A 25633-nucleotide genomic window follows, 5' to 3' on the forward strand; every position below is an offset into this window, starting at 1 on the left:
CGATTCCCTCGAGAGCCATGTCGTGACCTGCACCGCGAGCTTACGGGATCAGACGATACGGATCAGGATCTCGGAGTGCCCGGCACGGATGACGTCACCGTCGGCGAGCTGCCAATCCTGCACGGGGGAGCCGTTCACCAGGGTGCCGTTGGTGGAGCCGAGGTCGGACAACATCGCGGTCTGCCCGTCCCAGCGCACCTCGATGTGCCTGCGAGAGACGCCTGTGTCGGGCAGCCGGAAGTGCGCGTCCTGGCCGCGGCCGATGATGTTGCTGCCTTCCCGCAGCTGGTAAGTGCGGCCGCTGCCGTCGTCCAGCTGGAGCGTCGCCGAATAGCCCGAACCGGCCTGCGGGGCGGCGCCGTAGCCTTGCCCGCCCGCGTAGCCCTGCTGCGCGCCGTACCCCGGTTGCTGCGAGTATGCCTGACCGTAGCCGCCCTGGTCGTCCTGAGCGTAGCCGCCTTGGTCGGCGTAGTTCTGATCGCCGTAGCTCGGATCGGTGTACCCCGACTGCCCGTAGCCGGGCTGACCGTACCCTTGCTGGCCGTAGCCTTGGTCGGCGTAGCCCTGCTGGCCGTAGCCCTGGTCGCTGTAGCCCTGCTGGCCGTAGGCCTGGTCGCTGTAGCCCTGCTGGCCGTAGGCCTGGTCGCCGTAGCCTTGCTGGCCGTACCCGCGCTCGCCGTAGCCGCTCTGCTGGCCGTAGCCGGACTCGCCGTAGCCGCCCTGCTGGCCGCCGTAGCCGGACTCGCCGTAACCACCCTGCTGCCCGTAGCCCTGGCCACCCTGCGGGTAGTCGTAGCCGTTCTGATAGTCGCCGTAACCCTGCTGCGCGTCCGGAGCCTGGTAATCCGCCCCGTATGCGCCGCCACGGCCGTAGTCGTCGCGGTACGCGCCGTTCTGCGGGCCGCCGCGTCCGGCAGGCGGTGGAGCGTACCCGCGGTTGCGTGGATCGGACTCCGCGGGCTCACGGCTCGGGTCGTAGCCTGAGTTCTGCGTCATGGGGCCAGCTCCTGGTTGCGGGTGTGCAGGTCGTTGTGGCGGTGATTCGGGGCCGCGAGCCGCGCTGGCTCTGTGTCCGGCGTCGGGATCGACGCGGCCACTCGCCCTGAACTGTCCGGTGTGCAGCGTAGGTGATGCCTCGAACGCCACGTGTACTTCGCCGTAGGTCTGCCAGCCTTGCTCGCGGATGTAGTCCTGTAGATGTTTGGCGAATGCGCGGGTGGTGAGGTCGTGGTCGGCATCCAACTGCTGGTGATCGGAGGCGTTGATCGTGATCACATAGCTGTTGGGTGCCAGCAGGTGCCCGCCGCCCAGGTCCTGGACATGATCGGCGGCCTCGCGTTGCAGCGCCGCCTCCACCTCCTGGGGTACGACACTGCCGCCGAAGACTCTGGCGAACACGTCACCGACGGCGCCTTGCAGGCGACGCTCGAATCGCGAAACGATGCCCATCTCGGCCTCCCTTCGGTGCGCGTCTCTTCCTGATTCGTAACAACGACACGCGTGTATGGCGTGTCGTTAATCGACCACGTTCATTGCATGATATCCACGATCGTCCACACCTGTAACTCTTGGCGACGGCCCCAGGTTCCCGGACCCGTTCAGCCCCCCGGTCAGGCCTCTGAAATGGCGATTTCGTATCCAGCGCGCCGCCGTGATACTGTCTCCCAGTCGCTCGGGCGAGTGGCGGAATGGCAGACGCGCTGGCTTCAGGTGCCAGTGTCCTTCGGGACGTGGGGGTTCAAGTCCCCCTTCGCCCACAGACGGAAGCCGCGCATCAAGTGCTGATGCGCGGCTTTCTCTTTGTAGTCGGAAGGCCGCGTCGATCGTGTGACGGATGTCCCGACCCGGCCGGTCAGTGTCTTCCCACCGCGGGTAGCACTCCCAACTGTTGCAAGAACCCGAGCACGTCCTTGTCGGACCACTTCTCGGCGAGCTTGCCGTCGGCGATCCGGTGCATCGCGGTACCCGTCACCGTCAGTTCGCGCCCGGTCGCCGGTATGCCGGGCAGGTCCCTGGTGTGACGCCCGTACGCGGTCAGCCGCGTGACGACCCGGTCGCCTTCCGCGACTTGGTCCTCGATCTCGTGCCGCCCTGGAGTGGCGGCCCAGAACATGCGAAAGGCCTGCTTCAGGCCTTCTCGGCCGGGGCCGATGCCGGGAAACGGCGGCGGCGAGTGATCAATGTAGTCCTCCGCGACGAGGTCGTCCATGGCGTCGATGTTTCCCTCGTCGATCTCCCGATAGAACCTGCGGACCAGTGCCTTGTTGGTTTCCAGCGACATGATCGGGCCTCCTCCTCGCGGGTCGAGCGAACCGTCGAGGCGGTTCGCCGAGTCTCGCGTCGCGTGGCAGCAACCTGTCTCATTCGAGATGGGCATACCCAACAAGATTTATTGCGAACTATCAGCAAATGTAGTGCGCCGCGTCAGACCACCAGCCCGTGGCGGTCGAGGAAGCGCTGTTCGAACGCGGCGACGAATTGCCCATGATCGATGGTCGACGACGAGTGCACGAATTCGCCGTCGTCGGCGATATAGAACACCGCTCGGTGGGCTGGTGTGTTCTCGGGAGCGGGCACGTGCACCATCCAGCCGAAGCGCAAGCGGTCGGCGGTCAGCTGCGCCAGCGGGTATCCGGTGGTGTCCAGCTGCCGACCGGTGACGTAGTCCCGTACCCGGCTGATCGCCTGTTCGGCGGGCATCGGCTCGGGCGCCGTGGACAGCAGCCCGGCGGCCGAGAATTGATAGAGCGCGCCGTCGATGTCGAAACGGCTGTCATCGCCGAAGACAGCGATCAGCGCCGCTCGCGTCACCCCTCCCGTCTCGGCGGCGGACAGTAAGGCTCCGATGGCCTCCGACGCGTCCTGGTTCGGGACCAGGCCCGCCACGATCTTGATGGTCGTTTCCCGCGTCCACACGCCCGGCACCGCGGGCGCGCATTCCTGCGCGGACGGTGACTGCCCGCGGTACCAGCGCCCCGCTTCCCACCAGTAGCAGAAGGACAGCAGGCCCGAAGCAGCCCGCGGATTCAAAACCGGGTCGGCGACCCAATCCGGCGCGCCGCCGTACAGCTCCGGCATCGGTGCGCCCGCGTTGTACACGGCGTCCAAGATCGGCGCATTCCATACTCCGCCGGACAACACGGCTCGCCCGGCCGGAAGCGCGTGCAACGTCGACCCACCGCGTGCGGTGCCTTCGAACACGCCGACCCAGGGCAGCATCCGCGGACCCCATTCCGACTTCGCGGCCACGAAGGCCGCCGCGATGGTCGTCCATCGGGCCCACATCTGCGGGAACGGCGGGAACTCGTTCTCCGCGAGCACCGCCCACACCTGTTCGGCCCGGTCGGCACGCGCTTGGGCGGCGGCCTGCTGTGGAGTGCGCCGCTGCCGGTCGCCGTGGCCGATATAGGCGGCCAACCACACAGGTACTTTCCGGCGCGGATACGCCTCGAGATCGGCCCGATATGCCTCCGGGACGAACAGCTGACCGTCCGGGAAGGGCTCGTCGCCGTAGTCGTATTCGACGTCGATCTCGCCGGAAATCCGCAGCGCGATCGTCATCCGCCACCACGGTTCCCGACCGGAGCTTGCGGCGACCGCACGATGCTCTCGCACCAGGGCAAGCGTCGGCTCCGGCGGGTCCACCGGCATCACTTGCTCGCCGACTGTGTACACGAGCTGGGCGAGCTCACCCGCCACCGTGACCGCGAACACCGCGTCCACCCGCTGCCAGCCCGTCGGCGCGTGCGCCGCCAGCGCACGAGCAAGCGGGTGTTCGGCGGTCAGCCCACCGGGTTCGTCTGGCACATCGTCCTCCGTATCGATACCGAGCTACTGGTCGCGCCGCACACGGCCGGGTAAGCAGTATCCGTCTGTGCCGGCGACGCGAACGTCGAAGATAGCCGGGCGCGACGGGTGTCCTCCGCCTTTCTTCACGGTCGCCATGAACGGAGAATCTCGAGGTCCGCGCGTGGCGGCAGTAAGTTGGTGTGGCCGGACAGCTGACGCATCTGGATCACGGCCTCACTGAATTCGGTGTCTATGAATTCGATCAATTCGGTGTCTATGAATTCGATCAGTTGCGGGGTGAGTTGTCCGGCGGCAGCGAGCGGCGCCAGTTCGACGGTGTCGTTCATGACCCGCTTGAATTTTTCGACCTGGGCGAATCTGACCATGTCTTGGGTTAGTGTGCGGCGGGTGGCTTCTGTGGGCCGGTGGCATGCGCATCCGCGTCCGGGGGCAGGTCCGGATCGATGGCGAACCAGGTACCCGGCCCCCGGTTCCGGCCGGGACGCTTCGGCTGCCGTGGCTTGCGCCACGGGAGGCCGAGTGAGTAACCGCGCACATCCCGGGGTGGTTCAGGCTGTTCGCGCGCTTCGTCCTGGGCCGCCTGTTCGGCCTCGAGCGCACGATCGATACGTCCGGTGAACTGTTCGTGAGACTCGCCGCGCCGCCGCTGCGGCCACGCTGCCTCGATCGGCACCGGGGATTCGACCGGGTTGCCGTCGGTGGCGGTCTTGATGTCGTCGGGAATGTAGCCCAGATCTCGAATCCTGACGAACCTGGCCACGGCGCCGTCGGCGCTACTGGGGTGCATACCGGCGTCTTCGAACGCTGCACGCAGGTGGTTTGTGTCCACATTTCGCATGGCCTCGAGAACCTCTGGTTCGAGTGGGTGTTGCTCGCCCTTGTGGGCGGCGACGAAGGGGGAATCGATCTCGATATCGAATGGATCGGTGGAAGCGGGAAACGACCAAGCGTGGTCGATGAGGACCAGGTCGCGGTGGTCGCCGCGCTTGACGGTGCGCCAGTTGCCCCGGCGGTCCATCATGCCGATGGTGGCATCGATGACAGCCGCTTGCTGCTGCTGGACGACCGAATACTTGTCGATTGCCTCGCCTGGTGTGGAATCGATGAACTGCTGGATCATTCCCGGCCCTGAGCGATCTTTCGGGCCGCTGACTCCCTCGGTGCGCGCGGTCGCAGGGATTCGGCCGAAGCCGACAATTTCGCTGAAACGGTAGGCTGCAACCTCGTTGGCGGTGTACGTGTCCAGTTCGGGGTTGGCGCTCTCGGCCTCCTTGTCCGCCCCCGCTTCGGGCTTGTAGATGTTGATCTTCCCGTCGCTCGAAAGCATCTTGCGGACCACCGAGCTGGTGTAGCCCTTCTCGGGGAAGTCGACATCGGTGATCAAGTGCCGGGCCGCCATGGTTGCTTCGGCATCGCTTGGGTTGTAAATGCCGCGCGGTGCTGGGGTGCTCGGGGATCGTGTCGTTGTCGCGGGGTCGATCTCGTTCGGTGCGTCCGGCCCGGTTCGGTCGACTGAAGGGTTTGCGTCGGCCGAATTTCCGGCCTGTGGTTCGGCTTGCCGGTCAGGTCGGCCTCCGATTCCCCATCCCTCCGGGTTCGGGCCTTTCACATGGATGGGGCCGAATGGTTGCTCGGGTGGCTGTGGCACCACATCCAGCTGGTTTTCCCATGCTCCAGGGCCGAGCGCATCGAGTCCGAATGCTGCGCGGTTCTCCGGTATCCCTCCCGGTGGCAGTTGCTTCGCCGGCGCTCGGTCGGCGACCGGGTTGCGGGCAGGTCCGGCGGAGCTGTCACCTCCGGGCGTCTGCGCCGACGGCGCCGGTCCGGCCGGTGGCTGGTCTGTGGAGTCATGCGATCGCATGGACATGGAGCGGTCTTCGGACCGGATCGCGGTGTCGGGCGCGTGGCGACGCAGCCAATCTTGGAGTTCGGCTTCATAGCGCTGGCCTCCGCGCCCCCACGGCCCGGGTCCGAACTCGACGTGGACCGCGTCATCGTTCGGCGCGGTCGGATTGTCGGTCAGCTGGGCGATCTCGGCGTCGACGGTTGACACTCGGACGGTTTCCAGCATCGGCCAGGAGTGGTATGGCCAGAACGTGAACAACTCGGGCGATCCGTCGACGCCCAGTTGCCCGGTTGCCACGGCCACATGGCCCAGCCCGTTGAAAAACACCAGATCACCACGCTGCGGCAGCGAGATGTTCGAACCGTCGGCGTGATACTCACGCAAACCGTGCGGGGCCAAGAACAGCAACGACAAGTTACCGTGCTGGCTACTCTCGTCCGGGGTGATCTCCGAACCGTCCTGCCACAGCATCTGCGTGCCGCCTGGCTCCGGGACGACCCTGCCGTTCCACCACTCGAATCGGATGTACGACCGGAGATAGTCGCGGTCGAGAACGTGGCCGAGGACGCCACCGTACAGCGCCAATTTGATGCAGTTCATCGTGGTGTTCACGGTGAGTCCCGGCGGCCTGGAATCGGGTGTGGCCGTGAGTGCCCAGCGATCGAATCCATGGAACTCTATGGGGAGCTTTCCGCTGGCCCAGATCGCTTGCCTACCGAGCAACTGTGTTTCTATGACGTCCGCGACGATCGCTCCCGCCTCCGCCGGAGTGAAATCTTCGGGCCGGGCGAGGATCGGCATCTCGCGCATGACGAGAGGGCCGGTACCGACGTTTATCGGCAAACCCGCTGCGTGATGCTTGGCCGCCGCCTGTTCCAGGGTCGCGATCAGCGACATACGATCCGTGGCAGTCGACCCGGATGTCGACGCCTCGAACTCTCGCCACTTGACCGGGTCATCGAGATAGCGCCGATACGACCCGGAAAGCACGTCTTCGGGACCGAACGGCAAACCGTTGGTCCTCTCCTGCAACGTATTCCACGCTCGCTCGCGGGCTTGGCCCGCAGCCTTCTTCAGTTGCTCGGTGAGCCATTCAGCCCGTGTGTCGCGCTCGTCTCCGCCATCCGCGGCGGCCTTGCCCGGGCTGAGTTGCGGGGCGGTTCCGGACGGTTGTCCTTCGCCGGTAAGGGCGTCGCCCAGAACGGCACCGGTAGCCTCCTTCGCCGGGTCGGATTGCCCGCCGCCCCGGGGCCACCCACCGCCATCAGCGTGGGGTTCCGCGAGCCGCGCCATTCGTTTGTGTCTTGGCACCGGGCCGCCGCGATCCCAGGGTGCGCCGCGGTCGTCGAAGGGGTTCATCAGGTCGGGGACGCCACCGATCAGACCTTTGGGCCGGGCAGTGGCGGGTTTGCGTCTCCGGTCCGCGTCATCGGACGCCCCGGTCCGTCGTCCGGTAGACGGTCCGCCCTCGACCCGCTGTTGCGGTTGTGGGGCGGAATCATCGGTCGAAGCGGTGTGGTCGGCCGGTGATGCAGTTCCGTCGATCGGCGCGTTCTGCGTCGCGGGCGTCCGCGTAGGCGACGTAGATCGGTGCCAGGGTGTCGGCCTGCTGGGCTTGTACTGGACACGCGGCGAACTACCCGGCTGGGGCGAAGGCGCATCGCCGCTCCACGGGGTCTGTCGGCGTACAATCTTCGAGTTCTCGGGCCGACCTGAGCGAGATTCCGTCGGTGCGGCATCCTGGGCCGCAAGCCTGCGGCATTGAGCCTCGAAGATGTCCCGCAGCAGCCCCGTGTTTCGGGTCGGTAGCCCCCAAAGTCGGCGAGCTACGGTATAACTCGCCGCGTATTCCGCGATTCTATTGGGGTCCGGTTCGCGCTGTGCGGCAAGTTCCATCGCGCCGTGGATGACATGACGGACATCCAGCAAGCTCTCATAAATGGTCGTATTCGGTGGTCTGAGGCGCGATGGCACATAATCACCAGTCCCTCGGTGATTCAGCCCCGCCCAATCGAACGCCGGATCTCCGATCAAGGCTCCCGCCCAGCCCGTTATCCCGGTTATTCGGCCTCGGTCGATCCAAATGTTCTCTCTGCCGAGACGCCCGTGGAGCACCTCGAACCGTGCCGGAATCATGAAGATCGCGGTCTCGAGTACCGCGGCGAATGGGTCTCGGCCAGGAATCTCGAGATCGGTGAACATCTCGGCCCAACCTGCTTGCCGATTCAGTGCGAACTGGTCCGTCCATTCAGCGGCGAGAAACCGTAGGAATCCTTCGGTGTCTCGATCCTCCGGAAATTCGGGAAGCCACTGTCGCAGCGGTTCCACCGGTACCTCGCCCAGCGCCCGCCGCAGCCCTTCCACACTCCGCAGCACCATGGCCCGCAGCCGATCGAACTGGAAATCGGACGGAACCGCGCCAGGCGGTCGCTGCTCGACGAACACCGGCGTCGACGAATCCAGAACCCGGCCATCCGGTAGGCGGACGTCCGTCAGCAGATGCAGAACCTTGCGGAACCGCTGAACGTGCGGCGGCATCATCTGCCACAGCCGATGCTCCGGAAGGAACGGTCTGCCATCGGCTGCGGTCGCATCCGGGATGCGCACGACGAAATCGCCGACCGTTGGATTTCCACTGCGCACTGCCGATTCGAACAGCACGTGGGCCTCGTATCGAGTCATTCGGTACCCGGAATCGCCACCCAGATACCGGTACTGGTCCGCCGGCCCGACAACGCGCAGCGGCGGCGCAACTCCCTCGCGCTGCGCGAAAGTGACCCCCTGCCGGTCCGCGGCTTCGAGCACGCGACGTCTGGTTTCCGGCGCGAAAATCCCTGCGCCTCGCAGCACCTTCTCGGCAGTACTCTGACTGACCCCTGCCTCGCGAGCGACGTCGCGCGCCGTGGCCGCTTGGAGCAGTCCTCGACTCACATAACTTTCGCGCAGCTCACCGGGAACCTTCTGCGCCATGAACTGCGCCACCCGGTACACCCGCATGTAGATCGTCTTCGGCTTGATGCCTCGCGTTGCGGCCATCTCGTTGACGGTCCGTCGCCGCATGAAGAACTGCTCGAAGGTTTCCCTGTGAATTGGGTCGAGTCCCGACACGTATGGTGCCAATACGGCTGGATCGTGCCGCTGCGCTGCTCGGGTGAGCATCACCGCCTCATGGTCGGTGAGCAGCACCCCACCCGTCAGTAATGTTGCCAAGGCGGGGACGATTTGTTGGTACAAGGTGTCCCTGAGTTGTCTGGGTGAAATGCCGAGCGCCTTCGCCGCCTTTCGATGTGACGCCGTCCGCAGCAGGAGGCCCGCGATCTCGCGCTGTCGCTCGGGAAGCATGTGGATATGCCGCTCGAGTTCGCCAGGATTCGCCTCCTGGACCGTCCGCCATTGCTGCTGGCGCTCGGCACTCCGTCCGCCCACGACCACACCGAGTTCGGCGGCGACCACCTCGACCACGCGCTGCGCGGCCCTGCGCTCTACGCTCCGAACCGTGCGCGATCCCCAAGAGGACGGCATCGATGCGGCGATCTGCGTCGCCGTCTTGTCCTGCTCGAACCGCCAGACGAGGACCTTACGATGATCCGACGGCAATCGGTGCACTGCACGTAATACCGTCGCGCGATCGGCTTCTGCGAGGAGGCCGCCCCGCGGGCCCGATTCGGCGTTTCGAGGGCCCGCGTAGGAGGCCCATATCCCGTCCCGTAGTCGCTCGTATCTTCGGTGCTCGACGAGGATATTGCGAGCGATGACACCGAGCCACTGCTCGATGTCCTGTCCTTCACGCAACTGTCCGATTCCGGTGGCGGCACGGGCGAAGACCTCGTCGGTCAATCTTTCTGCCGCCGCTCGGTCACCGTCCGTCTTGGTCGACATCCACCGGACGATCGGATCCGCCAAATCCGCGCGCAGCCGGTCGAACGCCACACCGTCGCCATTTCGAGCCGCGCGTACCAGCGCTGGCCTGGCGGGCGCTTCCTGGCCATGGTCGCTCGACGTCGTCTCCGATTCGTTCTCTCGAATCCCCTCCTTGTCCGGTGCTCGGTTCGGTGCGCCACCTTGCCCTGGCTTCTTGAAGGCCCACGCCTCCGGGCCCACCTTGTCACCGAAGGCGTTCATCATGCCGGGATCGGTCCGCTGCCCACCGGTTCGGTTCGGGCGGTGGACGTCGAGTGCGTCCTCCGGACGGACCGGATCGTGCCGGACCGGTGTGGCCGTGGGCTGTGTGCCGGGGCCGCCGATGGTCGGCGGCCGCGCTGTTTCGTCACCCTGGCGCAGCGCTTCTCGACGCTGAAACTCCGCTTCGGACAGGGCGACGAGATTTTGGTGCATCACGCGCTCGGGCTCGGTCGGAGGCGGACCTGGGTCCTCAACGGCGACGACCGCTTCCGCCTCCGCTTCCTCCGGAGCCAGCGTGTTGTCTCCGGTGAAGCTGTAAGAGCTGAGCAGAGCTCGCAGTACTCGGATCAGCTCGTCGAAGTTCGTCAAGCCGTAGATGTCCGCGTAGTGCGCGCTCACCGCGGAATAGGCGTCCGACCCCGAACCCGGTAGTAGCCGTCGAAGCAGATGCGTCATCTCGTGGATACCGATGCTGTAGAACCAGCGATGCGGGTGGCCGCGCATTCGTCCGCTGGCCACTTGCCGCACCGCATCGGCGTACGCCGCGGCCGGGGCGGTGGCCCAAACCTCGTTGAAGACGACGCCTCCGTCGGCGGACTCTTGGGCGAGGGTGTCCACGTCCAAGGGCGCCATTTCGATCTGCGACACGTCGAGCACCCGGAACTTGGCGTTCATATGGAGCGCGGCCGCGACGATCTGAAGCATGGTATCCAGGCTCAGGCCTGGGTTGTCGAACCCGACGAGCCGGATACCGTGTTCGGCTTGCGTCGCGGCGATGCCGTCCAGCTTGGCTTGTTGCTCCGCCGGAGATACCGGGTGGTACTCCATCGCGAGATTGTGCCGTTTGCGGTGCTCTTCGGCGCTCTTCTCGGCGGTGCGTATCAACAGATCGTGCAGCATCTGCTCCGTGACCTCGGCGGTGGAACGGTTGTACGCAGTGGCTGCGAACGCGCCGCTGATCGACTTCGCCGAGTCGAATTGCCCTTCTTGATCCTGGCCATAGGCCCGGAATTGCTGGTCGCGCCATGCGACCATCTGCTCGACCGTGGACCCGTAATGCTTCGCGAGCACCGATGGTGCCTGGCGTTGCGCGGCTAGACCGCCCGTCACGTTCAGCGCATAGGCGAATTCTCTGAGCAGCAATCCACGCACCGGCTGATCGGGTGCCCCGACGGCCTTTCCAGCGTTGATCATCGAGGTCCACGCCGGATAGAGCATCTCAGGATAGGTGAGTAGCGCCTCGCTCAACATGAGCGACCGCGTATGCGGGTATATCGTGTCGCTTCCGACGACGTTGTCGCTCATCGCGAACAAGCGATCTCTGGAGGAAGTGGGCCCGATGCCGACCTGCTGCAATTGCACGTGCGGATATTTCGTCAGCAGTTCATCGATCGTGCGTGCGAACTCCCGAAGTAGCTCGATCGGAACGTCCGGCAGGCCGAATCCGACCACGTCGACGTGCTGTCTGCGTCGCAACACCGCGGCGATTTCCGGGCCGGTGGTGCAGAGCTCGTACGGATCGATTTCGGAGCCGTCGGTGGAGTCCGCGCGCGCCCGTTCCGAGAGTACGAACTCGCGCGCCACGCGCACGACGTCGCGATGAGGTTCTCGCTGTTCCGCGGGGAACCCGGGGTCGTCGTACGGTAGTCGCTGTTGTGGCGTGGCTTCGTGCCAATTGCGCCGAAGCCAGTCGTCGTGCATCTTGCTGCTCGCGCGTTCGAGAAAGTCGTCGTCGCGAATGTCGGCGCCTGAGCGCAGCGCGCCGAACACCACGGTGAGCGCGACCTCGGCATCGTGGACGTAGCCCGCCTGAGCCTCGCTCGGCAGGGCATAGAAGGACGGCGAATCGGCGGTGGATGTGGTGCCGTTGCCGTGAGCCTCGTACAACCGCGCCGCCAAACCGACGATCACCGAACGGGGAAGCGCTGATGCATCGCTGTCCCGGATCGCAGATGACCCGATCTTGGAACTTTCTGCCGGCTGGCCGGGTACTTCCTCGACGGGTTCGGGATGCCCTGAGCTCTCCGATGCGTCGCCCCACTCCGCCCCGGTGTCGGGGTTGCGGTTGAATCCCATCGCCCAGCGCGGCACGTCGCGGGGGACGTACGATGCGGCGCCCGGATAGCCTCTGGGCGATAGTCCGAGTGCGGCCGCCGGATCGGCGTCGTAATAGCTGTCGACTGCACCATGCGGTCGGGTCGGACGTCGTCCGCCATGGGAACCGCCACCCGCCGTTTTCTCGGCGGGGACGACTGGCGCGGTATCCGTCAGTGGAAGGTTGCCTGTGCGTAGCGCGAAAGCCGCCATCCCCGCGCGGTGATGGGTACCGAACTTCTGGTTGATGTTGAAGACGTAAGTTTTCGCGCTCTGCCGGGTCAGACCCAGCGCAGCGGCTATCTCGGTGTCGTTCTCGCCTTTCGCTACCAGCTCGAGCACTTCTCGTTCCCGAGGCGTCAGCTCGGGCCGGGCGGTGCCACCTGACGCAGTCGCTTCGATCGGGGGGATGACGCCGGTGCGGATGACGATCGCCACCGAGCCGGCTCGGGTGTTTGCTCCTAGTTTTCGGTTGATCCTCGACGCATAGGACTCCACAGTCTGCGAGGTCAGTCCGAGGTCGTCGGCTATCTCAGCGCTGGTCTTGCCTTTCGCGATGAGGGTGACCACCTCGATCTCGCGTTGGGTGAGCCCAGGAAGACTCTGGCCCGAATCGCCTCCCGGTGCGGTGCGAGGAAGGACGCCGGTGCTTACGGCCACCGCAACCGTTCCCGCTCGGGTGGAGGAGCCGAGCTTCTCACCGGCCCGCTCCACGAGCGAATCCACTGCGGCCACCGAAATGTCGAGTTGCGTGGCTATCTCGGGGCTCGATGCGCCCTCCGCGACGAGGGCGAGGACCTCGGTCTCGCGCTGGGTCAGCACAGGCAAGGGGGAGCGAGTTCGATCCGCGCGCTCGTCGAGCGTCTGCCGCAAAATGCCCTTGCGGATCGCCAGCACCACCGCCGTTACCCGGTCCTCCGCTCCCAGTTTGTGTTCGATGCGGACGAGGTGGGCCCGGACGGTGGTTTCCTTCAATCCGATCAGAACGCCGATTTCCCGGAGGGATTTATCCTCCGCGACCAGCCGAAGTTCGGTGAACTCTAGGTCGGTCAGCGTGCCGGTGCTGTCGAGTGGCTCCATGGGCAGCAAACGGACGAATGCTTTGATCGCGTCGCTCTGCAGGGGTGAGAGCTCTTGGCCCTTCTCGACGGCGGATACGACGTCGATGACACGTCTGCGTACCAGCGGACTCAACTGGCTGAGTATGGCCAGATCTCGTGGATGCATCCGCCCCAGCGCCTGGCTCACCGGGTGCAGCTCCCCAGTACCCTCGATTTGCCGGTAGGCGGCGGTGATTCCATCCCGTACGCGAGTGAAGTCGCGAGGAGGGCTGGCTTTTTTCTGGTTCGTGTTCTGCCCCGGCTGGTTCGTGTCGCGCGGGTGACCGGCACCATTGCCGGGATTCTTCGCATCAGACCGTACGTCCGGCGTCGGCACCATGGCAGGCGTCTTCTTCGCGTCTTCCAACGGCGGTGGGGGTGAGGGCGGTGGTTGTTTCTTGGGTCGTTCAGATTTGCCGCCTGGCACGCCACCCATACGGGTGACCAGGCGCTTTCCTTCCCTCTTTTCCGGTTGCGGGGCAGGTAGAAGGTGGGGCACTCCGCCTATGGTGGGAAGGCGGCTGGGGTCCTCGCTGTATTCGAGGGAGTGCGGGTTCAGTTGTGGGGCGACAGGTTTCTGCGGAGTGCCCGGGGTTTCGGGGTTTGGTTCGGTCGCGTAGCGGGACGGCATCGCGAGTGAGTCGGGCGTTTTCCCCAGGCCGGCGTCCAGACCGGTTTCCGGTGCGGCGAAATGGCGATCCGACAGGGGGTTGGTGATGTCCGGGGCGCGCGGCGATGTGGGGCCAGGGGGGTTCTCGGGGTCGTCGGGGATTTGGAAGAGGCGGCCCAAGCCGACGGAATCGTTGGGCAGGGGAGTCAGAGAGGGCGTGCGCGGGATGACCGGTATCGCGTCGGCGGGTGGTTCGTTGTCCAGCGGGTAGGAGACGCCGGGGATGGTTACGTAATCCCCGGCGGGCATCTTCTGAACGCTGTGCTCCCGGGGGTCTTGTTGAACGCTGTACTCTCGGGGGTCTTTCTGGATGTTGTGCTCGCGGGGGTCGTCGACGACGGTTCCCGGTGGGGTGGGGAACTCCTCTGGGGCGGCTTCGGGTTCGTCGTCATCGCCGGGCTGGCTGGTTGCGGCAGTGGGCGCAAGTGGTGGTGTCGTTGTGTCGGGATCGGTCGACGCGAATCCCGTGTACGGGGCGGTGCTGTCCGAGCCGTGCGCGCCGTCGGGCGGCGTGGGCCCCGGCGGTGGTTTCGGCACGCTGGTGTGTGCGGTGCCGCTCGTCGTCGCCTGTGCGGCGGCTGCGGGCGGTGTGGCGGCTGCGGAAGGCGGTGCCGATTTCGACGCGCTCGCCTGGGCGACGGGATTTCGGGCTTCCGGCATGGCGGAGGCATGCGGCGGCGCGGGGTCGGCCTTCGGGCTCTGAGTACTGGTCTGGGCGGCGGGATTGTGCGTATCGGACCCGGCGGACACCGCGGGTAGGGCGTCCGGAACCGACTGCGCGTGCCCCGCGACGGCGTCGTCCGTTCCGGTGTGAGCCGCGGGCGACGGTGTGACGTCCGCCGCTGGAATCGGCATCTCCACCGATGGCGCGGTGGTATCCGCACTCGCTGACGGGGAGTTCTGCGCCAGTTCCGCTTCCAGCTTGGCGAACTCCGCGTCGAAATCGACTTTGTGAAGTGGTTGTCCCTCTTGGGTGGTCGTTCCCTCGTCCAGTGTTTCACCGGCCGGTCGGGGTCCCGTGGTCTCCGGGGACGCGTTTCCGGCCGTCCCCTCCGGCGCGAGCAAGCGCATGTCTCCGGCCCGTCCGTGCTCGATCATGTACGGACTGGTGCCGTCGACGAGGACTTCGGTGCCGAATGCGGGGGTGCCCGCTCGGGTGCCGGTCCCTACATCGATGCCCCGCTGCTCCGGACGCACCTGAGGATCGCTGATCTGATGTTGACGGGCCGTAATGGGTGCGGCCGGACCGCCTTCGGAAGGTGCGGCCACGGCGACCGAGCTGCGCGCGACGCCGGTGTCGCCCCAGGCGGGCCATGCGCCGCCGCGTCCGGAAGATGACGGTGACCAGGGGTGCGACGGTCCACCGGACGGGTGGTCCGGCGCACTCCATGTGGTTCCGCCGCTGCCGTCCGGCAGTTGCCCGGGACCGTCGCCTCGCATGAAACTTACGAGGGCGTCGCGATCCGCTCCCTCCGCGTTGTCGAACAGGTCGCGGAAGATCTGCTCACCCTCTGCCATCATCTCGGGGGTCAGCTCGGGTGGTCGGCGGACGGAACCATCGCCTGTCTCGGAGTTGGGACGCCGCGGCGCGTCCACCTCGCTGGTCGTGGAGACGTGTTCTGGAGTCGCTGTATGCGTCTGGGGCGGCTGACCATCCCCGGGCGCGGAGATCCTGGCTGCCGGTGCGGCGTCAGGAGGACGGCCCGAGTCCCCGGACGCCACCTGTTCGGGCGGACCTGTATACGCCCCGGCCCGCGCGGCTCGCACCGATGCACCGACCGAACCGACGAGTCCCGAGCCGAACCCGGTCCACACCATGGTGGCCAGGTCTCTGCCGCGCAGTTCGCCGCCCGTCAACCCCCATGCGGTCAGACCACCCGCCAGACCACCGGCCATACCGCCCACGCCGCCCGCCGCCACGGTGCCGAGCACACGCCCGCCTGCTTTGATCGCCATGGGTGCGAAGCGACGGCCGACCTCGACGCCGACCAGACCACCAACGGCGCCCGCCGCCGCTCCGATCCGGACTTTCTGCCAATCCACCGTCTCCCGGTGGCCCTGCGCGATCTGTACACGTTGCGCGACATAGGGAACTCCGCCGCCGACCGCGGTCCCGAGGAACACACCCTTGGTGGCCAGCATCAGTCGTGGATGCTCCGCGACGAACCGCGCGGCCCTGCCCAGCATGGTCAGCACCAGGTCGCGTTGGGCGAGTTCCATCCCCACCTTTGCCTCGGCGCGGTCGGAGATCGCCTTCACGATGCTGCCGGGCGGCGGCATCGCCATATCGATGATCACTTGGGCGAGCAGCGCACCCGCGATGCCGATGATGACGTACTGCTGGTACTCGATGGCCGTCGCGTTGTCGTACAACTGCCGGGCGGTGGCGTTGTTGAACTCGATCTGGGCCCGGATCTGGTCGATGATCTTCCGGTACTGCTGCTGCATCGCCGTACCGGTCTCGCCCTCGACCGCCTTCTCCAACCGCTCCGCTGCCGCCTGAACCCGATGCAGCACCGGGACGAGCGCGTTCGCGGCGTCCGACCACGCGTCGGCGTCACGCCGCATCGCCTCCGGGTCACCCTCCGGAAAGTGCCCCAGCACGATGGCGGTCAGCCAGTCGGGGAAATAGTCCGGGATCTGCACCATCAGGCTCTCGACTGTCCGCGGGCGTGCTCGACGACCAGCCGGTGCAACACTTTCGCGGGTCCGCAGGCGCCGTCGCCGCGCAGCTCGACTTCGGTGAAGGCTTCCACCACCGCCACTCGGGGATCCAAGCGAGCACCGGAGAAGCAAGCGCGGGTCAGTTGGGCGCGCCACTCCCGGTAACCGCAGACGATCGAGGCCAAGGTGTCCCCGCGATCCCACGGCCCGCTGATGCGTTGGTACTCCATGAGCAACGATCGATGCGCCGACTGCCGGACATGGGGACCGGCCCCCGCTTCGAGGATCCGGCCGAGGTCGCGCACGATGGTCGAATACATCGGCCGCTCCTCGGATCCCGCCACCCGCTCGCCGAAGCGGATCGCGGTCTCGACTTTTTCGGCGAGCAGCGCCGGATTCGCCGCCGTGACCCGGTCGAGCAGGATCCATCCGCCGGTGGCGGGATCCTTACCTTCGTCTGCCCCGCGGTCCAGCACCACATGCGACACCGCGCCGTCGGTGAGGTCGGTGATCTCGATTCCGGCCGGCTCGATGAAGGGATATTTGCCGAGGATGCCGTCGACGGCCGCCGCGATCTCATCGACCGTACGTCTCGACACACCGGAGGTGTCGAACCCCTTGATCCGGAGGCCATGGCGGGCGGCGAGCGCCTGCACGGCGGCCACCGCACCGGGATCGGTCCGTACGCGCGATCGCTTCGCTTCCTTCGCTTCCTGCTTCGGCTTGCGCGGTTTCGCTTCCTTGCCAGGTTTCCCCGGCTCGACTCCGCCGGGCCGGGGACCCTTGCGGCGCGGTGGAAAGACCTGGCCCGGTGACGAACCGGGACCACGCGACCACGGCGTACCGGGTGAGTTTCGCATCCAAGGCGAATCGGCCGGTGGTCTCGTCCATCGGTTTTCCGGTGGCCGCTGGACGGCCGGTTCGGATCCGCCGGATTTGGGTGTCGCCCCGGCAGGGGCCGCGTCGGCGGCGGAAGGTGTCGCGGGGGCGGGCGACGTCGGGGTTCGCGCGGTCGGCGTGGCGCCTCGCGCGGTCGGCGTCGCGCGGTCCTGGACCCATGGCGTCGAGGCGGAGTTGGGGTACGGTTCCTGGCCGGACGAGTCGGGGCTGCCGGTCGTGCCGTAGTCGCCGGGGTTCGTGGAGCCGGGGACGGTCGGTTGATATCCGGGTTGGCCGGTTCCCTGCGCGGCAGTCGGGTCATTCGCCGAGGCGGTGGGATCGTATGCCTGAGCGGTGGGGTCGTTCGCCGAAGTGGGCGCAGTGGTGTCGCCTGTGGAATTCGGCTCGGCGGCATTCGGCGTGGAGACCGGCCGATACGGCGCCGGATTCTGCCATTTGTCGTACGGAGCGCTGCTGACCGGATCGGAGTCGAATGGGTTCTGCTTCCGGAGCTGGGAACCGATGTTCTGGTCTTGGTCTTGCAGGACGTCGCCGGCGTCGGCGACGCTGGTGCTCATCCCGTGCAGATTGTGGACCAGGTTCTCGAAGCCGGTGATCCCCTTGTCGGCCGCGGGTTCGTAGCTGTCGCCGAAGATCCGGCCCGGCTCGTCGTCGCCCCAGCATCTACCCTCGGCGGCGAGCCTCTCCTTCAGACGTGTGAGTTCTTCCTGTGCCGCGTCGGCGATGGCGGCGAGTTCCGGGTTGATGGCTCGCAGCAGGTCCGTGTCCACCCGCAACGATCGACCCATGTCCCGGCAAACCCTTCACCTGTGTCTACGACACCGAGAGAGAACATTGTCCTCTGGAATCCTCCTCGTCACCGTGTCTTCTGTTCTCTGAGCTGGGAATTGACCGGAGGACGGAATCAGTTGTCGCCGGAAGCGATCAGGCGGGCAGGGGCGTGTGCGCGCGGCAGGAAGCTTCGGCGTCGCGTTCGGTGATGCGGATGTACAACCGGATCAGCACGTCACGCAGAGTGACGCCCAGTTCGGCCGCGTGGATGGCGGCCAGTTCGAGTGCGAGGTCGTTGGTGAGCGTGCCGGGATCGCTGAGCATCTCGTCGAGCACCATCCCGCTCATGGCCTGCTCGCGGGTGAGGCTGACGGAGGGCAGCCAACTGAGTTCCCAGGCGGCGCCGGAGGGCAAGGGAAGCAGCCACGCTTTTTCCGGAGTGATGTCGCTGGTGATGATCGAATCGGTGATGTCGAGTGCCATGATTCGCTCTCATTCACTCTGTTTCGGGAGGACGCGGAGGCGCCGCTCGCTTGAAGGGCGGTGACCGTGCTCGGCCACGGCCCGAACGCGGTGGTTTCCTCCGTGCCTGAATGACTAAATGCCCGATTGCTTTCGGAGAACAGGCGCGAGCGCTGCGGGCGGGGTGGTCATGTCTGGCCACGGGTGCGGCCTGCTCGAATCGGCCCGCGCGGTAACGAGGTATCCGTATCCGGCACCTCCTAGAGTTGTCGAGCCGCCGAGCCGGGCCGGTGGGAAAACCGTTGCGCCGATGTCGAATTGCGGTGGCTTCGAGAACCAGGCTAGGTAGTGACACGTCGTGCTGTCAACGAAGCTTTAGCGCTTCGTGATGATATTTGATACGCGTTGATGCCTTGAAGCAGATGTGTAGCCCAATATGTGTCGAAGATCGACGGAAATGTTCCTAATCTCTGCTGGCTGGAGCCCGAAAAGCCTGTTTCTGAGCGCATGTGGCAACCTTCGATCGCGCGGCGGCGGGCGAATGAGCGCGCGGCCGGATTGCTGGTTGACAACGAAATTCGGCGAACGCGATACATCCGACACCGCTTGACACTTGGTGACTAAAATGTCGCATCGTGATACTCCGTGAGCATGCGTATGCAAGGCGCAGAATGGGAGGCGCGGAATGGCTGACTCGGGCTCGGACGAGCAGGTCGGCAACCTGGTCCGCAGGCTACGACTGGAGCGCGGTTACACCCAAGCGTCGCTCGCCACCAGAGCGGGCTGCTCCCGCAGCCTGATTCAGCAGATCGAGAACGGCAGCAGGATTCCGCCGCTGGCGCTGCGCGAACGTCTGAGTCTGGCGCTCGGCGCGGAGTTGCCGACCGATGGCAGCGCCGATCCCGCGACCGATCCGACCAGCAGCGCCTACTACGACCTGCGGATGCGATTCAACGTCCTGCTCGGCAAGGACCCTCAATTGGTCTCGCGCGCACTGAGTATCGCGCAGAGCCTGATCGATGCCTCCGGAGCGCGGGCGGAGATCGAGCCGCTGCGCCTGGTCGCCGATCGGCAATTGGAGCGCGCCGAGGAGATCCTCGCGCAGATTCCCTCGCGCAGCGCGACGGTATGGGAATGGAATACCGTCACCGACTGGCTGACGATCCTGGAGCAGGCCACCACGTCGGTGCGCGCGATTCACACCGCGGACCTGGGCACGATCGGCGGCGACGTCGGCGACGACTATCACGCGGCGATTCTGCGCCTGGCCGACACGACCCACCCACCGAAGATCGATGTGCGGCGGATGTATGTGCTCGACGACATCTCGGACGTCTGGCCCTACGACGACAAACTGTGGAAGCAGGCCCGATCGGGCGTGGAAAGCGTGCTGGTCAAGCGCGAGTATGCGCGCAACGCGCAGAGCATGCTCGTAGTCGATGATCGCTACGTCGCGGTGGGCGAGTACGACTACTCGCGTCAGGCCCGGGTCGCGACGCGCTTCTCCGCGCTGAAACACGATGTCGCGTTCGCGGTCCGGCGGTTCGAGAAACTCTACGACCTCCGGCGCGCCGGTTCGGCCATCGTGGTGGACCAGATCGTCGCGCAGCCGCCGCTGGCGGAGTTCGAACGACTCACCGAAGGCAACTGCCGCAGCCTGTTCCGCGCCGCACTCCAGGAGAAATGGAACACCATGCCCGCACCGGGAGACTCTTCAGAAGGCGAGGTCCCGTGACTCAGAGCCAGGTGCTCATCGATCCGCTCGCCGACCTGGCGAGGCTGACCAATCGCTCCGAGGCCAGGAAACGTGAAGTGCGCGGCCTCCTTTCGAGAGACACCTGGTTCGCCGGGACCGCTGGCCGCCGCTACTCGGGCGTCATCGACGCCTACCACGGCGAAACCGGCCGGGCTCCGGACGCGCACGCGGTCGCGGCGCTGGACCGGGCATGGCGCGAAAGCCTGCACATCGCACCCCCGGCGGAGTACCTCGACGGCAGGCTCTACGACAAGCGGCAGCCGTTGATTCTGCGGGAACTCGCGGCCCGCAAGCTGTTCGAGCGCCTGTCGCATCCGGTGGAAGGGGTGCCCGGCGTCCGGGTGCGCCCGGAGGAGGTGATCGTCTGCCCGTACTCGAGCACGATGTTGCTCGAGGAGGCGGTGGCCACCCTCGCCAGGCCGGGCGGGGTGATCGTGTGCCCGGAGGGCTTCTACAAGAGTTCCAGCATCCACGTGGAGAAATTCGGCTTGCGAATCGTCTCGTGCCCGGTGGCTCCGGACGACGCGTTCAAGATCGATCCGGCACGGCTGGCCCGCTGCCTCGCGGAACTGCGGGCGGCGGGCGAACTGTGCGGCGTGCTGCTCACGCTGCCGGGCAACCCCGTCGTCGCGGATTACACGGCCACGGAGCTGGCGGAACTCGGGCGGGTGCTGCTCGACTGCGGTGTTCCGGTGATCTGCGACATGGCCTTCGACCGGCTGGTGGCCTCGCACATCCCGATCGCGGCACTGCACGTGGAGACCGAGCAGGGCATCCGGCGGCTGTACGACGTGGTGCTGACCATCACGGGGAACTCGAAGGGCTACAACGCCTTCGGCCCGTGCAAAATGGGCGCCGCCTGCACCGGCGACGGCGCGTGGCTGGCGCGGATCAGGGAACGGCTCACGATTTCGTTCCAGCGCGAGACCACCCATCTGGCCCGCGCCATCCTGGAGCACACCTCTGAGGACTACTTCGACCGCAATCACGCGCTGATGCGCGCGCAGATCGATCGGACATGCGGCCGGATCGCCGCGATCAACACCCGGCTGGGAACCGACGTGCTGCGACCGTTGGGCAACCCGGAAGGCATGTTCGTCTCGGTGGTGTTCGACCCCGCGCTGCTCGACAAGGCGGGCGTGCACACGAGTGCGCAGGTGGAGGACTTGTTGCTCGCCGTGGCCGGCGTCGACAGCGTCGCGCTGGACCGGACCGGCTCGCTGCGTCCCGGTGTCCGGCTGAACGTCCTCGCTCCGCGCAAGGCGCCGCGGCACGAGTCGCCCGCTTTGATCGAGGAACTCTTCGACCGGCTGGAGCAATTGATTCGCGACATCGTCGGCGGGCTCACCTATCGCGACGCGCTCGCCGATCGCGGCCTGACCGCTCTGGTGGCGGAGCCCGGGGCCGCACGATGATCGTCGGAGTGCTGCGCGAGACCGCGTCGCGGGAGACTCGCGTGGCGCTCACCCCGGACCAGGTGCGCACGCTGTCGGCAGCGGGACTCCGCGTTCTCGTGCAGGAAGGCGCGGGACAAGGCGCGGGTTTCGCGGACGAGGACTACAGCGCGTCCGGGGCGGTCGTCCTCGAGGATCGCGCGGCGGTGTTCGAGCGCGCGGGCATCGTCGTCTGGGTGAAACCGCCCGCGTTCGAACTCGACTCGATGCCGCTGCGCGCGGGAACGACGCTGCTCGGCTTCCAGGATCCGCACCACCGGCGCGACGAGATCGACCGGTTGCGCCGCCGCGGCATCGAATCGGTCGCCTTCGACGCGGTGCCACGCGACGACACGACCACCGAGTTCGACGCGCTGTCCACCATGAGCCGGATCGCGGGCGCGGTGGGTTACGCCGAAGGCAGGCGGCTGCTCGCTCCCGGGCGGCTCGCCCGCCCGGTCCGTGCCTTCGTGCTGGGGTGCGGGGCCGCCGGTCTCGCCGCCATCGCGGCCGCGCGCACGTTCGGCGACGAGCGGCCGACGGCGGTCGGCAACCGCATCGAACAACGAGCGGCCGCGATCGGCGCGGGCGCGGGGAAATTCGTGCCGAACCGGGACGACAACGCGGCACTGCTGGACACGCTCGCCGCGACGCCGCCCGATCTGGTCGTCTGCACGGCCGTGCACCGCGGATCCCCGGCGCCTCGCCTGCTCGGACCGGCGGCGCTGGAGCTGCTCGGCTCGGGAACCGTGATCGTCGACCTGGTGGCCAAGGCGGGCGGCAACTGCGTCGCGACCGTGCCGGACAAGACGGTCACCCTGCCCAACGGCGTCGTCGTCACGCATCGCTCCAACTATCCGGCGGATCGGCCGGGCTCGGCCAGCCGTGCCTACGGCGCCGCGACGGCGGCGATGGTGCTGCGAATAGCCGGGCAGCGCGGCGAAGTCCCTTGACGCTCGATGAGAACGTGTTCTAATTTTTGGCATGCGCAGATTTGACGGCCGCCGCGTGGTGGTGACGGGAGCGGGATCCGGCATCGGTCAGGGCATCGCCCTGCGGCTGCTGGACGAAGGGGCGCAGTTGGTCGCCGCCGACATCGACGCGGCGGGCCTGGCGGCCACCGCGGAGAAGGCGGGCGACGGCGCGGAACGACTGCGAACGGCAGCGGTCGACACCGCCGACCCGGAGTCGGTGCGCACCGCGACCGCAGCGGCGCTGGAGTTCCTCGGCGGACTGGACGTGCTGGTCAACGCGGCGGGCATCCTGCGGCCCGCGCGCACCCACGAGATGCCGCTCGAGGTGTGGGACCAGGTGATCCGGGTGAATCTCACCGGCACCTTCCTGATGACCCAGGCCGCGCTGCCCGCTCTGCTCGATACCGGACGCGGCGTGGTGGTCAACATCTCCTCTACCGCGGCCTTCAGCGCGGCGCCCTACCTCGCCTCCTACGCGGCGTCCAAGGGCGGCGTGAACGCCTTCACACACGCGATCGCCCTGGAGTACGCCAAGCAGGGCTTGCGCGCGGTGAACATCGTTCCGGCCGGCATCACCAGCGGTATCACGACGAAGTCCATCCTGGATCAGCCCGAGGGTTTCGATCCGCAGCTGTTCTCCCGGATGACCGGATGGCTCAACGGGGGAGCGCTGGGCAGCCCGGAGGACATCGCCGGGGTGGTCGCGATGGTCGCCTCCGACGACGGCAAATACATGACCGGCACCGAGATCCGGGTCGACGGCGGCGCGCTGATGTAGTCAGCGGGGCGTCGCCACCAGCAAATGGTGTGGAATCGGCGTGCTCGCGAGCCTTCGTTGCTCGACGGTGCAGCCCGCCTGTTCCAGCGCCGCGACCACCTCCGGGACCGGGCGCAGGGTGAACCCGTACGACGTGAACGGAAGCTTCGCCATCGCGTCCGGATCGCCGATGCCGATCACCAGACGGCCGCCCGGCCGGACCACCCTGGCGAGTTCGGCGCAGGCCGCAGCCAGGTCCGGCACGAAGTACACGGTGTTGACGGTGATCGCGGCATCGAGGCTGTCGTCCGGCAGCGGCAGCGCGGTGAGCGAGCCCTCCGCCAGCCGCAGGCGACCGGCATCGATGTCGCTGCCGTGACTCGAGCGCGCGCGTGCCAGCATGTCGGCGGAGATCTCCACGCCGTGCACCACGCCTCCCGCGCCGACCCGCTCGAGCAACCGGGAAAGCCCCGCTCCACCACCGAACCCGACGTCGGCCACGGTGCCGCCCGGCGCGACGGCGGCGGCCTCCACCGCCCCCGTAATGGCGGGCTTGTTGCTGCGATTGAGCACGAAGGCGACACCTTTGCCGAGCACGCCGTGGGGATTCCCGAGTTGACCGGCGAGTGTGGACAACAGACGGCCCCGAACCGAGTTCATGCGCGTCATCGTATCGACCCCCGCTGTGCCGGGGGGCGCGGCGAATACCCGAATACTGTTCTCTCCGGTATCCGTTCGGATACCGCGTTGCCCAGCGAAAGAGGACCGCGATGCGTCGGCCGATGACCCTCCTCGCCGCGTGCGTGCTGGCATTGCTGCCCGCTCAGCCCGCGTCGGCGGCCGGGCCATGGGGTCCGCTCGCGCCGCCGAATCCTTTCATCGGGCCGACCGGCACCGCCACCATGCACGGTGACGCGGGGTCATCGGACGCGACACCGCTCGCCGGTCCGGACGCCCGCGCCGCGGCGATCGGCGGGTACCCGCTGGCCTCGGCGTGCCCCACTCTGCTGGAGGGATCGGACCGACTCGTGGTCGCCCTGTGCACCGCGATCGCGGGACAGACCCCGACGGTGCATTTGCTCGATCCGGCGGCGCCGGGCCTGTTGGCGCCATCGCTCGCCGCGCTGCCGTTGACCAAGGGCAGTCTGCTCGGCGGTGTGTACGCCTACCTCGATCAGGACGACCGTCTGGTGGTCGTGGACGGCACCGACCGGTTGCTCCGGGTGCGGCACGAGCGTGACGCGGCGGGAGCGTGGCGGCTGATCAGCGAAGAGTCCGCCGACCTCGGGTCGGTGATCCCGTCGGGGGACAACGTGACGGGACTCGTTCCGGACTGGTCGGGCAACGTGTGGTTCGCGACCGGCCGGGGAGTGGTCGGATTCGTCACCCCGGCCGGGCTGGTCACCGCGTTGACGCTGCCCGCGGGGGAGCAGGTGGCGAACAGCATCTCGGCGGCTCCGCGTGGACAGGTCGCGGTGGCGACGACGCACGCGCTGTACGAACTGCGCGTCGGCCCTGCCGGCGCTCCGGAGATCGCGTGGCGCGCGGCCTACGACCGGGGATCGGCGCGCAAGCCGGGACAGCTCAGCTGGGGCACCGGGTCGACGCCCACCTACTTCGGTCCCGAGACCGGTGCGGACTATCTGACCATCGTCGACAACGCCGACGGGCAGGTGCATGCCTTGGTATTCCGTTCCGGAACAGGCGAATTGATGTGCACGGTTCCGGTGCTCGGCGAAGGTGGGGCCGGAAGCGAGAATTCACCCGTCGGCATCGGCCGCTCGATCTTCGTGGCGAGCACATACGGCTACCCGTATCCGGCGCTGCCCGAGGGGGCGGGGCCCGCGTCGCCGCCGAATGCTCCGTTCACCGGGGGGATGACGCGAGTCGACGTCTCCGCTGACGGATGCCACGTGATGTGGGAGAACAAGGTTCGGAGTGCCGCCGTTCCGCGGCTGTCCACCGCCGACGGCGCGCTCTACACGGTCGCGCGCGTCGGCTCCGATCACACCACGCCCGTGGACGGGTACGCGTTCACCGTGCTCGACCCCGAAACCGGTGCGGTCACCGCATCGCATCCGCTGCCCGGCACCATCGTCGACGATCCGCTGGAGACCGCACCGTTGATCACACACGACGGCCGTCTGTTGCAAGGCACGGTCACCGGGATACTGCGCGTCGGTTGAGTCCCCTATCACCTTGAAGGTGATTCGGGTCACTTTCGCGGAGGAATTCGTGTCGCGGACTGTCGTTGCGACGGTCCGGTTCGGGCGT

Annotated in this window: 13 protein-coding genes and 1 tRNA gene; 6 read left to right on the forward strand and 8 right to left on the reverse strand. The window is 67.0% G+C overall.

What is annotated here, in order from left to right; translation table 11 throughout:
• Nucleotides 1-48: 48 nt before the first annotated feature.
• Entirely contained in the window at nucleotides 49-1449 is a 1401-nt protein-coding gene (locus tag ACIA5H_RS18950; protein WP_397076925.1) for an FhaA domain-containing protein, read from the reverse strand.
• 225 nt (nucleotides 1450-1674) lie between these two features.
• On the opposite strand from ACIA5H_RS18950, the gene ACIA5H_RS18955 reads away from it, so the two are divergent.
• Nucleotides 1675-1757: transfer RNA gene (locus ACIA5H_RS18955), tRNA-Leu, on the forward strand.
• 95 nt (nucleotides 1758-1852) lie between these two features.
• Here ACIA5H_RS18955 and ACIA5H_RS18960 read toward each other — a convergent pair.
• The 6 genes from ACIA5H_RS18960 to ACIA5H_RS18985 all read right to left on the reverse strand — a co-directional run bounded on the left by ACIA5H_RS18960 (nucleotide 1853) and on the right by ACIA5H_RS18985 (nucleotide 18460).
• On the reverse strand, nucleotides 1853-2281 hold the full coding sequence (locus tag ACIA5H_RS18960) for an ester cyclase (protein WP_397076926.1): 429 nt from the start codon (nucleotides 2279-2281) through the stop codon (nucleotides 1853-1855).
• A gap of 143 nt (nucleotides 2282-2424) precedes the next feature.
• Complete coding sequence (locus ACIA5H_RS18965; RefSeq protein WP_397076927.1) at nucleotides 2425-3807, reverse strand: hypothetical protein; 1383 nt, start codon at nucleotides 3805-3807, stop codon at nucleotides 2425-2427.
• Nucleotides 3808-3932: 125 nt separating this feature from the next.
• Complete coding sequence (locus ACIA5H_RS18970) at nucleotides 3933-4175, reverse strand: hypothetical protein (RefSeq protein WP_397076928.1); 243 nt, start codon at nucleotides 4173-4175, stop codon at nucleotides 3933-3935.
• A gap of 8 nt (nucleotides 4176-4183) precedes the next feature.
• Nucleotides 4184-16291 (reverse strand): LuxR C-terminal-related transcriptional regulator, encoded by a 12108-nt coding sequence (locus ACIA5H_RS18975; protein WP_397076929.1) that lies wholly within the window; start codon nucleotides 16289-16291, stop codon nucleotides 4184-4186.
• Entirely contained in the window at nucleotides 16291-17994 is a 1704-nt protein-coding gene (locus ACIA5H_RS18980; RefSeq protein ID WP_397076930.1) for a hypothetical protein, read from the reverse strand. The genes ACIA5H_RS18975 and ACIA5H_RS18980 overlap by 1 nt, the downstream gene beginning before the upstream one ends.
• Nucleotides 17995-18130: 136 nt before the next feature.
• A complete protein-coding gene (locus ACIA5H_RS18985; protein ID WP_397076931.1) occupies nucleotides 18131-18460 on the reverse strand; it encodes a hypothetical protein in 330 nt (109 codons plus the stop codon).
• Between the two features lie 664 nt (nucleotides 18461-19124).
• On the opposite strand from ACIA5H_RS18985, the gene ACIA5H_RS18990 reads away from it, so the two are divergent.
• From ACIA5H_RS18990 to ACIA5H_RS19005, 4 genes are read left to right on the forward strand one after another with little or no spacing between them, the layout of a single operon-like run.
• Nucleotides 19125-20174: a helix-turn-helix transcriptional regulator gene (locus ACIA5H_RS18990; RefSeq protein ID WP_355073368.1), complete on the forward strand. Its 1050-nt coding sequence runs from the start codon at nucleotides 19125-19127 to the stop codon at nucleotides 20172-20174.
• Complete coding sequence (locus ACIA5H_RS18995; protein WP_397076932.1) at nucleotides 20171-21610, forward strand: pyridoxal phosphate-dependent aminotransferase; 1440 nt, start codon at nucleotides 20171-20173, stop codon at nucleotides 21608-21610. The genes ACIA5H_RS18990 and ACIA5H_RS18995 overlap by 4 nt, the downstream gene beginning before the upstream one ends.
• Complete coding sequence (locus ACIA5H_RS19000; protein WP_397076933.1) at nucleotides 21607-22581, forward strand: hypothetical protein; 975 nt, start codon at nucleotides 21607-21609, stop codon at nucleotides 22579-22581. The genes ACIA5H_RS18995 and ACIA5H_RS19000 overlap by 4 nt, the downstream gene beginning before the upstream one ends.
• A gap of 31 nt (nucleotides 22582-22612) precedes the next feature.
• Nucleotides 22613-23380, forward strand: a complete 768-nt coding sequence (locus tag ACIA5H_RS19005) for an SDR family NAD(P)-dependent oxidoreductase (RefSeq protein WP_397076934.1) — start codon at nucleotides 22613-22615, stop codon at nucleotides 23378-23380.
• Here ACIA5H_RS19005 and ACIA5H_RS19010 read toward each other — a convergent pair whose 3' ends face one another.
• Nucleotides 23381-24019, reverse strand: a complete 639-nt coding sequence (locus tag ACIA5H_RS19010) for a class I SAM-dependent methyltransferase (protein ID WP_397076935.1) — start codon at nucleotides 24017-24019, stop codon at nucleotides 23381-23383.
• A 110-nt stretch (nucleotides 24020-24129) separates the two neighbouring features.
• Between ACIA5H_RS19010 and ACIA5H_RS19015 the strand changes: the two genes are divergently transcribed.
• Nucleotides 24130-25545, forward strand: coding sequence for a hypothetical protein (locus ACIA5H_RS19015; RefSeq protein ID WP_397076936.1), 1416 nt, complete (start codon nucleotides 24130-24132; stop codon nucleotides 25543-25545).
• Nucleotides 25546-25633: the final 88 nt, after the last annotated feature.

It is taken from the genome of Nocardia sp. NPDC051900, assembly GCF_044452545.1.
GTDB classification, from domain to species: Bacteria; Actinomycetota; Actinomycetes; order Mycobacteriales; family Mycobacteriaceae; genus Nocardia; species Nocardia sichangensis.